The organism is Ruegeria sp. AD2(2025) (assembly GCF_056542385.1).
Map to the genome: position 1 here is coordinate 1 of NZ_JBQFZS010000015.1, position 13735 is coordinate 13735.

Below are 13735 nucleotides of genomic sequence, written 5' to 3' on the forward strand. Positions count from 1 at the left end.
CGCGGGCCTTGCCCGCGCTGCCGGGCCCAAGGCCGCTCAGGGGATCGGCGGCAGCCGATGGCCCGTGGCGGGCGCGGGAGGGTTTGTGCGATTGATCAGTCCTCTTCGAACGGATCCCATTCGTCCTCGACCTCGGGCAGCGCCTCGGTTTCGACTTGCGCCGCGCGTTGCTCCGGGGTTTCGATCCTGGTAATCCGCGCCTGGGGGAACTGCACCAAAACAGCCTGAACCAGCGGATGTGCTTCCGCTTCGGTCCGCAGCGCGGTTTCGGCGGCATCGCGGAGTTCGGCGATGGTTGGCGCGTCGCCGTCCGATACGATCGATACCGCCCACCGGTTCCCGGTCCAGCGTTGCAGCGCGGCCCCCAGACGCTGTGACAGGTCGGTCGGGGCATTGTCCGTCGGGGTGAATTCGATGCGTCCGGGCTGGTATGCGGTCAGCCGCACGCCATTTTCGACCTCGACCAGCAGCTTGACGTCGCGGTTGGCGCGGATCAGTTCGACCACGTGCTCGAAGCTGGGATAGCGCGCCAGAGCAGTCGTCACGTCCTCCGCCAGCGCAGCGGTCGGAGCGCCCGCGGGGCTGCGCGGGGGTGATGCGTATGCCCGCGGGGCCGGTTGCTGAGCAGGCGCAGCCGGGGCCGCGATGCCGCCGCCCGGTCCGCCGGTAGGGGGCGGAGGGCTATCCTGCAGCCGTTTGATCAGCTCTTCGGGGCTGGGCAGGTCGGCCACATGGGTCAGGCGGATCACGGCCATTTCGGCGGCCATCATGGCGTTGGGGGCCGCCGAGACCTCCTCGAGCGCTTTCAGCAGCATCTGCCACATGCGGGTCAGCACACGCATTGGCAAGGCGTCGGCCATTTGCTGGCCCCGGGCGCGTTCGTCGGGGGAAACGGTTGGATCCTCGGCAGCGTCGGGTGTGATTTTCACGACCGACACCCAATGGGTGATCTCGGCAAGGTCGCGCAGCACGGCCAGCGGATCGGCCCCTTCGGCGTATTGGGCGCTGAGTTCGGTCAGGGCCCCCGCCGCGTCGCCGCGCAGGATCATGTCGATCAGGTCCAGCACCCGGCCCCGGTCGGCCAGACCCAGCATCGCACGCACCTGATCGGCGCTGGTCTCGCCCGCGCCATGGGATATGGCCTGGTCCAGCAGCGAGGTCGCATCGCGGGCCGAGCCTTCAGCGGCGCGGGTGATCAACGCAAGCGCATCCTCGGCGATTTGGGCCCCTTCGGCGTCGGCGATCTTGCGCAGCAGGCCGATCATGTCCTCGGGCTCGATCCGGCGCAGGTCGAAGCGCTGGCAGCGTGACAGCACCGTCACTGGGACCTTGCGAATCTCGGTGGTGGCGAAGATGAACTTTACATGCTCGGGCGGTTCCTCAAGCGTCTTGAGCAGCGCGTTGAAGGCGCTGGTCGAGAGCATGTGGACCTCGTCGATGATGTAGATCTTGTAACGGGCCGAGGCGGCGCGATAGCGGACGCTGTCGATGATCTCGCGGATATCGTTCACGCCGGTGCGGCTGGCGGCGTCCATTTCCATCACGTCGACATGGCGGCCTTCCATGATGGCCACGCAATGTTCGCATTGGCCGCAAGGCTCGGTCGTGGGCTTGCCTTCACCATCCGGGCCGATGCAGTTCATGCCCTTGGCGATGATCCGGGCGGTGGTGGTTTTGCCGGTGCCGCGAATGCCGGTCATGATGAAAGCCTGCGCGATCCGGTCCGCCTCGAACGCGTTTTTCAGGGTGCGCACCATGGCGTCCTGACCGACCAGATCGGCGAAGGTTTCCGGGCGGTATTTGCGGGCGAGAACCTGATAGGCGGGGCTGGGCGTGTCGGTCATGTCTGCTTTCGCGGATTCGAGTTCTGCCGCAGCGTAGAGGCCCCCGCTGTCCGCGTCCACCGCCCGCCTTCATGATTTTCGTTTTGGAATGCCGGGCCACGCGGTTAAGATCGGACACTTGAAGACAGTATGAAGATCTTGCGATCAACGTTTCGGGGGGAACGTAGAATGTCTGAGATGGTTATCCACGCACTTCAGGTTGGCGGAGGAACGCTTGCGCTGACATCCATGCCGGGTCGGGGGGGCGATTATCAGAGTGATCTTGATGCCGTGGCCGATTGGAAACCCGGCCTGATCCTGTCAATGGCGACCGAGGTCGAGATGATACTCGATGGCGCAAGAGATTTCGGGATCGACGTGCGAAGCCGCGCCTGCCGCTGGGTTCATTTGCCGGTCGAGGATTATGGCACGCCATCGCCCGAGGTCGACGAACGCTGGGTCGAGGTCAGCGCCGCAGCGCGTCATGCGCTGTCAGGCGGTGGGCGGATTCTGGTTCACTGCAGGGGCGGCTGCGGTCGCTCTGGCATGATCGTATTGCGTTTGATGATAGAATGCGGAGAGCATCCTGATGCGGCGTTGCAGCGGTTGCGCGCGTTGCGGCCCTGTGCCGTCGAAACCGATGCGCAGATGGAATGGTCGATTGCGCCCGCCGGCATTCTGGCGGCGGGCTGAAGATCAAGCTGACGGGCGGCACTCGGCTTGCATCGGTGCGCCCCGAGACAGCGTCAACGCTTCGAGCATCGCGCAAGGCGGTGTCGTCAGGATATCCGTCGACAAGGCTGCGGTCTCGGAGCCGAACAACAGGTCTGCATAGCTGTCCAGTTGCTCGATGGCCTGGTCTGATCCGGTTCCGCAGAATACTCTGATTTCGGCCGCGCGGGCGCGAAAACGGGCGGTGCACCCGTCAGCGCAGTGCGTCAGTTCACTGCTGCCCTGAATCTCGAAATCTGCAGTTGTTGCTGGCGCAGCCTTGGTCATCGAATTGGCCAGTGCCCGTGCGATTCGCGCCAAAGCCGGACAGGTTTTCCCCGTCCTTTGGCAAATTGTTGCCGAGAACTGGTGGGTTCCGGTCTTCCATATCATACTGCGCCCTCCGCGCGTGGGGCTGAGGGCGTGAAACAGGTTGGACGGCGCTTTGCTGTCAGGACCTGCCCGGACACCCCGCCCGAGTTTCAGTTTCTGTTCCGATGGCAGGTCTCCTGACTTGCGGGTCATCGCTTTGCCGACCTTCCCAGCCTTTCGGCCAGTGGCATTTCGGCATTGCTCAACGCTTACAGTTGCGGGGGCAGTCGCGGATTTGGTCCGTTCCGGTTGTCGCCGGGCAGGGCCGCACCGTGTTCCCTTTTCATCCCGGCCTTGGTCAAAGGCGCGGGAACCATCACCGCATCGCTAGCGGTTGGGCGGGCATCGAGTCAAGCGAATTGGCGGGCGCGGCCCGCTAGTGGTCCCTTTACGTCAATCTTGACTCTGCGGTGACGAAATGAACTGATCGGTTCAGATTGTGCCAGAGGACCCAATGTTAGATGCGCAGCAGACCGTGATGACGGAAGATTTCCGGTTCCCCTCCGGCCCTGCGATGCTGTCGGCGCGGCTCTACCGGCCCGCGTCAGAGCCGGAAACGGTCGTCGTGATCAACAATGCGACCGGGGTGCCGCGTGACTATTATCAGCATTTCGCCCGCTGGTTGGTGGCTGAGCATGGAATGGCTTGCCTGACCTATGACTATCGCGATTTTGGCCAGTCCCTGACCGGGCCGCAGAAGGCGTCGACGGTGACGATGGCGGATTGGGCGCTGATCGATATCCCGGCCGCGCGCACTGAGATGCGGCGGCGGTTTCCGCAAGCAAAACTCTGGAGCATTGGCCACTCGTTGGGGGCGATGCTGGGGCCGGTGCAACCCGATATTGACCGTATTGACCGGATGATCTGTGTCTGTTCCGGGCTCGTGACGCTATCGGATCACCCGTGGCCCTATCGTGCCCTGGCTGCATTGTTTTGGTACGGTCACGCGCCGCTAGCGGCGCGTGCGCTGGGCTATCTGCCGGGTAAGGCGCTGGGCTTTGGTGAAAATCTGCCCGCCGGGGTTTATTGGCAATGGCGCAAATGGTGCACCGCGCCCGACAGCTATCTGCCCGAGATCGGACAGACCCTGCCCGCCGCGCGATGGTCCAGCATAGGCGGGCCTGTTGATCTGTTTGCCTTCGAAGACGACCAGATGGTGCCGCCCGAGGCGGTCTGGCGGCTCGCCGATCTCTACGGTCCCGCCGCGCGCCGTCATCTGCTGTCACCGCAAGAGTTCGGATTGTCCAAGGTCGGCCATATCGGTGTTTTCGCCCGGCGTAACGCTGCCGTCTGGCCCCGCCTGATCGCCTGATCAGACGAGGCCTGCCGGTCACAGTCGCTTGCGCGATTTCTTCTCTTGCATGACTCCGCGCACCATCTTGCCGAACGCTTTGTCGCGGGCACGAGACTGCGCGATAGTTTCCGAGTTGCGCTGATCCTCCCGCCGCAGCTTGCGCCACCGCTCCAGCCGTGAGGGATCAAGCGCACTGTCTTGGATCGCGGCCTGCACGGCACAGCCGGGCTCCGCCTCGTGCTGGCAATCCGAGAACCGGCAGTTCTTGCCAAGCTCCATGAGGTCCGAGAACACCTCGTCCACACCTTCCTGCGCGTCCAGTAACCGCAAGGCGCGCATGCCGGGCGTGTCGATCAGCCATCCACCGTTGCGCATGCGGTGCAGCGCGCGAGCGGTGGTGGTGTGCCGCCCCCTCGCATCGTCCTCGCGGATGCCTGCCGTGGCTTGATCCTGCCCGGTCATGGCATTGGCCAGCGTCGTCTTGCCAACACCGGATGAGCCCACTAGTGCGCCGGTCTGGCCCTTTGGACACCATGACAGAACCTGTTCGATCTCAGTCGGGTCCAGCGCATTGATCGCAAGTACCGTCAGAAACGGGTCGATGGCCTGTACCTGCTGCACATAGGTCTCGGGCGCATCCGATATGTCGGCCTTTGTCAGCACGATCACCGGATAGCTTCCGGCCTGATGGGCCAGCGCCAGATAACGCTCCAGCCGGGGCAGGCTGAAATCGGCGTTGCACGAACTGATGATGAACAGCACGTCGACGTTGGCAGCGATCAGTTGTGCCGAAGCTCCGGTGCCAGCCGCCCGGCGTTGCAGCAGGCTGCGCCGGTCCAGCAGGTGCCGGACGCGGTTGTCTGCGTCCGCCAGAACCCAGTCGCCGACCGTATAATCGCCCGTCGGGCGGTCCGGGGTCAGCAGCGGGGATTCGCCATCCGGGCTGAGACCGATCAGCCGGTCCCGGTGCACGGCGGTGATGCGAAAAGGTTGGCATGAAGGGTTGGCCGCGTGTTGCGCGGCGAAATGAGAGGACCATCCGAGGTCCGAGAGGGAAAGATACATTGCTCTGCCTGTGATCAGAAACAGCGTGTCCGTCGGATGGCAATCGCGCATCCGCTGGTCATGTGTTCAGGCAGTCAGAAGATCGCTGAGGATCAGAACCGGGCTGCCCGAAGGGTTTTTGCTACAATCATAAAGCCCTCCTGCGGCTATGGGTTGGTTCAGGTGAGAGGCTGGACATCGACCCAAGCGGGACTCGTTGTGGCTGCTTCCTTCCGGACCTGACCAGGTTGGCGAGGCGCTCGCCCGCGCCAACCTCTCGCCCCCCATATAGGCGCGCTGCGTGGCCTTGGCAACCCGTCACAGGGTCAGATGAACGGGCAGAAACCCGTCGTCATCCAGGGGTAGGAGGCGTGGAGCGTATTCGGCGAGCTCATCCATATAGGCGCGCGCGCCGGGGCCCGTCCGCAGAATTGCTTCGGTCCCGGTTGGCGCGGTCAACGTGAACGGACGCGGTGCCTGTTCCAAAAGATCTTTGGGGCATTTTCCAGATAGGTAGTCGCACAAAAGATCATGAATACGCAGCGCGGGCAGTGTGATCATCTGTAGCTGATCAGCAAAGGGAAAATGCCCGCCGCCGCTGGCGCGATAGTTATTGGTCGCGATGACAAAACTCTGATCGGCAGCGACCGGTTCGCCGTTCACCGCAAGCGCCCGGATGCGTCGATGGGCCGGGTCGGTCAGCTGGCCCGAGCTGTCGAAGCGGGCCGGTTGCGTCGGATCAATCTGGTATGTTGCACCGTGCAGGACGTCAAAGTTAAACCCGGCCCGATCAGAATCGATCAGGTCCACGGGTCCTTTTGCGTAAAGCTGGTTGAATACCCCTGCAGACATCTCCAGCCAATCGCGCAGCTGCGCTCCCGTCACACGGACCGCGCGCAGTTCATTGGGAAACACGTGCATATTGGCGACGTGGCGGATCGATATGTCGCCTGCCTGAACTTCGGTGTAGTGCCCGGGGCCTGCACGGCCACCGAATTTTGCTGGTGCGGTGGCCGACAGAATGGGCAGACCCTCGCAGTCTGTCCCAACAAGGTAAGGGCGCACCGCAGCCGCCTGTGCTGCTGCCATCAGCGCCAAACCCCGGTCCGGCGCACAGTACGAGAAATAGCTGTGCAGCGTTTGCGGCACCGACCCCACTGGCTTGGCAACCCGCTTGCGCGTTTCGGCATGGCCTTCGGCAAAGAGTCGGGCGATCTCGGCGTCTTCGGGTGTGAGCCCGGCGTCGGTCTTGATCGGAACGGCCTCGACCCGGCTGTCCACAACAGTCCAACCGCGCTGCGGGTCTTGCTCAAGCTCCAGATCGATGACGCCAAGATGCGAGCCCCCCCATCCCTGCATCACGACCGGTTTGCCATGTACCAAGCCCTTCTCGTGATCGACAAAAGGCAGTTCTGCATGCGCCTTGCCCGGCAAGGTCAGATGGGTATGACCTGCAACAATGACATCGATCCCAGCCAGTGCGGCCAATGGGATCGTCGCGTTTTCAAGACCGACTTTCGCCTTTGCGTCGTTCAACCCCGAATGCGCCAGCGCAACAACCAGATCGCACCCTTCGCCCTCAAGGTCTGACACAGTCTGCCGGGCTGCGGACAAAATGTCGGTCACTTCGACCTGACCGTGAAGCACATGCGCTTCCCATTGCGCGGTTTGCGGTGGCACGAGCGACAGGACGCCGATCCGGATTGGAACCTCCTGCCCGTTGACGCTGACGTGCCGATCCAAAACGAGATAGGGCAGCCACCCCTGCGGTCCATTGGTTGCGCGCATGTTGCTGCACACCATGGGGCAGGCATTCTGCGCGGCGATGCCATCGACAAACTCCAGCCCGAAGCCGAAATCATGATTCCCCAGCCCCACCGCATCATACCCCAGCGCGTTGAACGCAGCGGGCAGCGGGTGCGCATCGGGCGCGGCCTCCGCTGCCCAGTCACCGAACGGGGTTCCCTGCAGCGCGTCTCCATTATCGACCAACAGAACCAAGGCACCTTCTCGCCGAGCCTCCTCGCGCGCGGCGCGGATCAGGCTGGCCGTGCGGGTCAGGCCGATATCGGTGGTCGGGCTGTCGGCGTAATAATCGAATGCCGTCAGATGCATATGCAGGTCAGAGGTCGCCAATATCCGCAGGGATGCGCCGGAACGGCCCCCTTGTTGTGGGCGTGACGATGGACTGGATTTCAAAATTTCTACTTCTGGCTGTCAAAGTAACTCGATATTCACCATGAGGATGACTTAGTGCAAATTCCGGGGCAATGCTGCGGTCTTTCGGCGGCAGACGAAAATAATTTCGCTGGTGAATACCCGTTGCGCCGGGTCCAAAGACATGGCAGCCCTTTGCCCGGTACTTGAGGACAACAGGCATGAAGCGTGCGGAACAGGTCACATTTGGCGGCTCGGGGCTGAACCGGGCGGGATTGCTGCGCGGCGATGCGGGGAAACTGGCGCAGACCTATGACGATCCGGCGGCGCGTTGCCTGTTGCTGTGGCGCGGCAAGCTGCTGGTGCAGGGCGAGGGGTTGGACACGTTGGCCCTGATCCCGATGGATCACAAGGTTCTGCAACACGGGCCGGGCGGCGTGATAGAACAGCCGGTTCTGCTGGGCCTGTCGGACGATGGCATGCCGCTTTTTGCCATGGATATCTCGGGTTGGGCTGCCGAAGGGCTGGATCTGGCCGATGTAGGCGCCTTTGTGGATCGCAGCGAACAGCAGCACCCGGACCTGCCGGACGGCCATGTCTTTGCCGAGCTGCGACGAATCATGACCCGCCTCAGCCCGCGCGATGCCGAACTGGCGGCGACCGCCAAGGCGGTGATCGGCTGGCACGAAACGCACCGGTTCTGCGCCCGCTGCGGCGCGGCCAGCGAGATGTCTCAGGGTGGATGGCAACGCAGTTGCCCCGCCTGTGGGGGGCAGCACTTCCCACGCACCGACCCGGTGGTGATCATGCTGATTACGCATGGCAACTCGGTGCTGATGGGGCGATCGCCCGGCTGGCCCGAGGGGATGTATTCGCTGCTGGCCGGGTTTGTCGAACCCGGCGAGACGCTTGAGGCGGCGGTGCGGCGCGAAGTTATGGAAGAGGCGGGCGTGCCGGTCGGCGCGGTGCGCTATCTGGCCAGCCAGCCCTGGCCATTTCCGGCCTCGCTGATGTTCGGTTGCGCGGGCCAGGCCCTGTCCCCCGAAATCGAGATTGATCCGGTCGAGATCGAGGATGCGATCTGGGTCAGCCGGACCGAGATGATGGAGGTCTTTGCCGGGGATCACCCCCGGCTGCTGCCCGCCCGAAAAGGCGCGATTGCGCATTTTTTGCTGCAGCATTGGCTTGCAGACACACTGGACTAACGAGAAACTGGCCCCGAGCCCGGGGATGGAAAAGAAACGAGATGCAGTTTTCAGCGCAGGAAGATATCGAGGTTCCGATCGACACGGTGTTTGCCATGGTCGCCGATTTCGAACGTTTCGAACGGATGGCCATGCGCCGCGGGATCGAGGTGCGCCGCACGGCCGGATACGGGACCCCGCAGGCCGGGGCGACGTGGGAGACCGAGCTGAACATCCGCGGCAAACCGCGCCAGATCTCGGTATTGCTGGCCGAATGCGAGACGCCGTCGCTGATGCGGTTCGAGGCCAGCAGCAAGGGCATGAACGGCGACACGGTGATCGAATTGCTGGCCCTGTCCCAGCGCCGCACGCGGCTGAGCATTGCGACGTCGCTGGGCGCAAAAACGCTGCCCGCGCGGCTGTTGCTGCAATCGCTGAAACTGGGCCAGTCCAGATTTCGCCGCCAGTTCCAGACTCGCCTCAGCGACTTTGCGCGCGAGCTGGAAGAACGCCACCTGCACGGGGCCTGAGGGGTAAGCCGAATGGCTCAGATCACTATTCGAGAGGCTCGGGACAGTGACGCGGCGGGAATGTCCGCAGTGCTGCAGGCTCTGACCCAGGCGGGCAAACGCACCAAGCCAAGCGATGCCGCGTTCGCGCTGTCCCACTACATCAATGGTCCTCATCAAATCCGATGCTCGGTCGCGGTTGCGGCGACGGGTGAGGTTCTAGGGTTTCAATCGCTCAAACTGGCGATCGGGGGCAATCCTTATGGTGTGGCAACCGGATGGGGCATCATCGGGACACATATTGCCCCAACAGCCGCGCGCCGCGGCGTTGGACGGGCGCTGTTCGACGTCACTCTGACAGCGGCACAGGCCGCGGGTCTGCCGGCCATCGACGCCACCATCGGAGCGGGCAATGCCGAGGGTCTGGCCTACTATGAGGCGATGGGGTTTCGCGACTATAGGCAGAGCGCAGAGGCTATTTCAAAGTCCTTCGACCTCGGATAGCGTCATCCGATTAGTGCTGCAGGGGGAAGAACAGACATGGCGCAGATCATCTTCCTGCACGGTGCCTCAAGCAGCGGCAAGTCGACCATCGCCCAAGAGTTGCAGAACAAGGCCGAGGTCCCCTTCTGGCACGTCTCGATCGACCATCTGCGGGATTCGGGCGTCTTGCCGATGCAGCGATTCCGGCAGGGTCATTTCGACTGGGCCGAAAGCCGGTCGGCGACATTTGATGGCTTTCACGCGTCCCTTGCGGCCTACGCGAATGCAGGCAACAACCTGATCGTTGAACATATTCTCGATACACCGGGATGGATTGATGCCCTGAAGCAAGGTTTCGCGGGCCATGACGTTCTGTTCGTTGCCGTCCGTTGCCCCGTGGACGTGTTGGTGCAACGAGAACTTGCCCGCGGCGACCGCCAAGTGGGCAGCGCCGCCCGGGATGAACGCTCCATACATCTTGGAAGAGTATACGACCTAGAGGTCGACGCGACCGAGAGCGCGGACGCAAACGTGGCGACAATCCTCGACCTATGGCGCTCGGGGCGACGGTGTTCAGAGTTTTCGGGGCCCGAATAGCCCGCCTTCACCCGCGCGGCTGCGCTGCGGGGTAGACGCCCAGCAGTTCGACATTGGTGGTGAAGTGCTCCAATTCGTCCATCGCCAGCTGCACATTGCGGTCATCGGGGTGGCCCACGATGTCCGCGTAAAACTGCGTCGCGGTGAACGAGCCGTCGACCATATAGCTTTCCAGCTTGGTCATGTTGACACCGTTGGTGGCAAATCCGCCCATCGCCTTATACAGCGCGGCAGGGATGTTGCGGACCTGAAAGACGAAGCTGGTGATCATCCCGTGATCGCCGCGGCGCGACAGATTTGCCTCGCGCGACATGACCAGAAAACGGGTGGTGTTGTCGCCCTGATCTTCGATATGGCGCGCCAGCACGTTCAACCCGTAAATCTCACCGGCCAACTCGCTGGCCAGCGCGGCCGAGTGGATGTCACCGGCCTCGGCCACCTCGCGCGCGGCACGGGCGTTGTCGGGGCTGACGCGGCCCCGGATATCGTGCTGTTTCAGAAAACCCGCGCATTGCGGCAGCAGGACCAGATGAGAATGCGCCTCGGAGATGTCTTCAAGCTTTGCACCCGGCACTCCCAGCAGGTTGATATGTACCCGCACAAAGGCCTCATCGATGATATGCAACCCGCTATGGGGCAGCAGGCGGTGGATATCGGCAACCCGGCCATAGGTGGTGTTCTCAACCGGCAGCATCGCCAGTTCGGCCTCGCCCGAGCGCACTGATTCGATTACATCCTCGAAAGTACGGCAGGGCAGGGCGTCCATATCCGGGCGGGCATTGCGGCAAGCCTCGTGGCTATAGGCGCCGGGCTCTCCCTGAAATGCGATACGTTTGGTCATTTGGTCGATTCCGTGCAACAAGTTCGCGAATTGGGCGTTTCGTCGCGGTGTCTATACCTTGCCTCTTGTCAGGGGAAGCCTTAGACACCCCGCAGACAGCTGAAATGGACTCGCGATCAAAATGTTCGACACGATGACAGTTACCAAGGCCGCTGCAGGCCTGTTCGGCACCTTCCTGGTGCTGCTTCTGGCGAAATGGGGGGCGGACGTCCTCTATAGCACCGATAGCCATCATGCCGAGGCTTCCTATATTATCGAAACCGAAAGCTCGGGCGAAAGCGCCGACGGGGAAGAGGTTGTATTCGAAGACATGCTGGCCGCAGCCGACCCGGAAAAGGGCGCGCGTGTGTTCCGCAAATGCACCGCCTGCCACAAGCTTGAAGACGGCGCGAACGGCACCGGCCCCTACCTGTATGGTATCGTCGACCGCCCGGTTGCATCGGCCAAGGGTTTCACCGGCTATTCGGCCTCGATGCAGGCGCATGGTGGCAACTGGACGCCTGAGGCTCTGGACGCGTTCCTGACCCGCCCCAGCGCCTATATCTCGGGCACATCCATGAGCTTTGCGGGCCTGAAAAAACCGCAGGAACGCGCCGACCTGATTGCGTATCTGCAGACCATCGGCAACTGATCATTCGATCAGAATTGCAGGTTTCAAAGCCGCTGCTCTCGTGCAGCGGCTTTATTTTTTGTCTGACAGGAACTTCACAAAGCGTTCACGCATTCTAAACTTGCAACAGTAAGTGTTGGCCTTTTAGCTGGCGCGCACGAAGATTAAAGACGTCAACGACCCAGAGGATGAGCAACGATGAAATCCCTTCTGACCGCCCTGCGCCCGCCCGAATTTCAGTCATGGGCTGCAGCATTGGGGATTTCAGCGGCAGTTGTCCTGTCAGCGGGCAGCTTTGCCTCGGCCGCCGAGGATGGTGTCACGCGCAGCCATGGCTATTCCTATTTTGGCAATCTGGATTATCCGGCTGATTATCCGCATCTGAACTATGTCAATCCCGATGCCCCAAAGGGCGGAGAGTTGTCGCTGGCCGGGTCGGGGACGTTTGATTCTCTGAACCCCTACTCGCGGAAAGGCCGCCCGGGGGCGCTGACCACTCTGCAATATGACTCGTTGATCGAGTCGACCGCCGACAGTGTGGGCCAGTATTACGGGGTTCTGGCCGAAAGCATGGAGTATGACGAAGGCCGCAATTATGTGATCTTCCACATGCGCCCCGAGGCGACATTCTGGGACGGCACGCCCGTGACCGCCGAGGATGTGGTGTTCAGCCACCGTTTGTTCATCGAACAGGGCCTGCCCTCGTACGCGCAGGCGGTGGGTCGCATGGTCACCGGGGCCGAGGCTCTGGACGATCACACCGTAAAGTTCACCTTCAGCCCGGATGTGACGCGACGCGGCCTGATTGAGACGGTCGGGTCGACGACTGTGTTCTCGAAAGCGTGGTTTGAGGCGGATGAAAGCCGTCGTCTGGATGAACCAAGGCTCGAGGTCGCTGTCGGCTCCGGTCCTTACAAGCTAGACAGCTACGACATCAACCGCCGCATCGTCTATAAACGCCGGGATGACTATTGGGGCCAGGATCTGCCTTTCAACGTTGGTCGCAACAACTATGACACCATCCGGGTCGAGTATTTTGCCGACCAGACCGCCGCGTTCGAGGGGTTCAAGGCCGGAGAATACACCATGCGGATCGAGAGTGATCCCAAGCTCTGGGCGTCGGGCTATGATTTCCCGAAACTCAGCGAAGGGTCCGTGGTGCGTGATGAGATCGCCGATGGCAGCCCGCCGACCCCGTCGGGGTTTGTCTTCAATCTGGGTAAGCCGCAATTTGCCGACAAGAATGTACGCAAGGCGCTGGCGCTGGCGTTTAATTTTGAATGGGCCAATGAATCCCTGATGTTCGGATTGAACACGCCCCGCAACTCGTTCGTGCAGGGCACGCATATCGAAGCAACCGGCGCGCCGGAAGGTGCGGAACTGGAGTTCTTGGAATCGCTCGGCGATATCGTCCCGGCCGAGGTGCTGAGCGAACCCGCACTTGTGACGCATGAATCCAACCCGGCCCGTCTGAATGACCGGCGCAATCTGCGTAAGGCCTCAAAGCTGCTGGACGAGGCCGGATGGCCCGTAGGTGATGGTAACCTGCGCCGGAATGCGGAAGGGCAGACGCTGAAGGTGAATATCCCTTACGCGTCCAGCATCCCGACCTCGACCGCCACGATGATCGAGACCTATGTGCAGAACCTGCAATCCATCGGCGTCGATGCGACCGCAGAAAAGGTTGACCCGGCCCAGTTCACCCTGCGTCGGCGCGAGCGTGACTACGACATGGTGTATTCGAGTCGGTATGGTTCGTTCCTGTCGACGGGCGGCGGCCTCAGTCAGATGTATGGATCGAAAGAGGCGGCGTTCAGCCTGTTCAACCCGGCTGGCCTTGCCAGCCCGCTGGTGGATGCCGTGATCGAAGCGTCATTCGACACCACAAATCAGGCGGAACAGGACGCAGCGCTTATGGCGCTGGACCGCGTGTTGCGCTATGAGTTCTTCGTCATCCCCGATGGGTATGTGGCGGACTATTGGACAGCTTACTACGATATGTATGAATACCCCGAAAACCTGCCCCCGTTTACGCTGGGCTATCTGGACCTGTGGTGGGTCAACCCCGAGAAAGAGGCCGAACTGAAAGCGAAAGGCGCGCTGCGGTAAT

At 62.2% G+C, this 13735-nt stretch carries 13 protein-coding genes, 1 other RNA gene and 1 riboswitch; of the genes, 8 read left to right on the plus strand and 6 right to left on the minus strand.

All coding sequences use genetic code 11. The features are described 5' to 3' along the window. Positions 1–95 precede the first annotated feature (95 nt). Positions 96–1844 (minus strand): DNA polymerase III subunit gamma/tau, encoded by a 1749-nt coding sequence (locus ACR1XV_RS19875; RefSeq protein WP_480534560.1) that lies wholly within the window; start codon positions 1842–1844, stop codon positions 96–98. 168 nt (positions 1845–2012) lie between these two features. Here ACR1XV_RS19875 and ACR1XV_RS19880 point away from each other — a divergent pair, with 168 nt between their 5' ends. Next, the gene (locus tag ACR1XV_RS19880; protein WP_480534562.1) at positions 2013–2516 is read left to right on the plus strand and encodes a protein-tyrosine phosphatase family protein; all 504 of its coding nucleotides are present in this window, start codon (positions 2013–2015) and stop codon (positions 2514–2516) included. A 3-nt stretch (positions 2517–2519) separates the two neighbouring features. Here the strand turns inward: ACR1XV_RS19880 and ACR1XV_RS19885 are convergent, their stop codons facing one another. Next, entirely contained in the window at positions 2520–2822 is a 303-nt protein-coding gene (locus tag ACR1XV_RS19885; protein WP_480534564.1) for a hypothetical protein, read from the minus strand. A gap of 194 nt (positions 2823–3016) precedes the next feature. After that, a riboswitch (cobalamin riboswitch) is annotated at positions 3017–3239 on the minus strand. 121 nt (positions 3240–3360) lie between these two features. On the opposite strand from ACR1XV_RS19885, the gene ACR1XV_RS19890 reads away from it, so the two are divergent. Next, positions 3361–4218 (plus strand): alpha/beta hydrolase family protein, encoded by an 858-nt coding sequence (locus ACR1XV_RS19890; RefSeq protein WP_480534566.1) that lies wholly within the window; start codon positions 3361–3363, stop codon positions 4216–4218. Positions 4219–4236: 18 nt separating this feature from the next. Here the strand turns inward: ACR1XV_RS19890 and rsgA are convergent, their stop codons facing one another. From rsgA to ACR1XV_RS19905, 3 genes are all read right to left on the minus strand, one after another. Beyond that, entirely contained in the window at positions 4237–5265 is a 1029-nt protein-coding gene (rsgA, locus tag ACR1XV_RS19895; RefSeq protein WP_480534569.1) for a ribosome small subunit-dependent GTPase A, read from the minus strand. Between the two features lie 160 nt (positions 5266–5425). Continuing rightward, positions 5426–5524, minus strand: an RNA gene (ffs, locus tag ACR1XV_RS19900) — signal recognition particle sRNA small type. Between the two features lie 38 nt (positions 5525–5562). After that, positions 5563–7443, minus strand: a complete 1881-nt coding sequence (locus ACR1XV_RS19905; RefSeq protein WP_480534571.1) for a bifunctional 2',3'-cyclic-nucleotide 2'-phosphodiesterase/3'-nucleotidase — start codon at positions 7441–7443, stop codon at positions 5563–5565. A gap of 179 nt (positions 7444–7622) precedes the next feature. Here ACR1XV_RS19905 and nudC point away from each other — a divergent pair, with 179 nt between their 5' ends. Genes nudC through ACR1XV_RS19925 form a run of 4 tightly spaced genes read left to right on the plus strand, consistent with a single transcriptional unit; the run spans position 7623 to position 10174 of the window. Beyond that, positions 7623–8606 (plus strand): NAD(+) diphosphatase, encoded by a 984-nt coding sequence (gene nudC / locus ACR1XV_RS19910; protein WP_480534573.1) that lies wholly within the window; start codon positions 7623–7625, stop codon positions 8604–8606. 41 nt (positions 8607–8647) lie between these two features. After that, positions 8648–9115 carry an SRPBCC family protein gene (locus ACR1XV_RS19915; RefSeq protein ID WP_480534575.1) on the plus strand — a complete coding sequence of 156 codons (468 nt, stop codon included), beginning with the start codon at positions 8648–8650 and terminating at the stop codon, positions 9113–9115. Positions 9116–9127: 12 nt separating this feature from the next. After that, entirely contained in the window at positions 9128–9598 is a 471-nt protein-coding gene (locus ACR1XV_RS19920; protein ID WP_480534577.1) for an N-acetyltransferase family protein, read from the plus strand. Positions 9599–9634: 36 nt separating this feature from the next. Then, positions 9635–10174, plus strand: coding sequence for a chloramphenicol phosphotransferase CPT family protein (locus ACR1XV_RS19925; protein WP_480534579.1), 540 nt, complete (start codon positions 9635–9637; stop codon positions 10172–10174). A gap of 7 nt (positions 10175–10181) precedes the next feature. On the opposite strand, the gene ACR1XV_RS19930 is transcribed toward ACR1XV_RS19925, so the two are convergent. Continuing rightward, entirely contained in the window at positions 10182–11015 is an 834-nt protein-coding gene (locus tag ACR1XV_RS19930; RefSeq protein ID WP_480534581.1) for a prephenate dehydratase, read from the minus strand. Positions 11016–11136: 121 nt separating this feature from the next. Here ACR1XV_RS19930 and ACR1XV_RS19935 point away from each other — a divergent pair, with 121 nt between their 5' ends. Continuing rightward, complete coding sequence (locus tag ACR1XV_RS19935; protein WP_480534583.1) at positions 11137–11646, plus strand: c-type cytochrome; 510 nt, start codon at positions 11137–11139, stop codon at positions 11644–11646. 177 nt (positions 11647–11823) lie between these two features. After that, entirely contained in the window at positions 11824–13734 is a 1911-nt protein-coding gene (locus tag ACR1XV_RS19940; RefSeq protein ID WP_480534585.1) for an extracellular solute-binding protein, read from the plus strand. Position 13735: the final 1 nt, after the last annotated feature.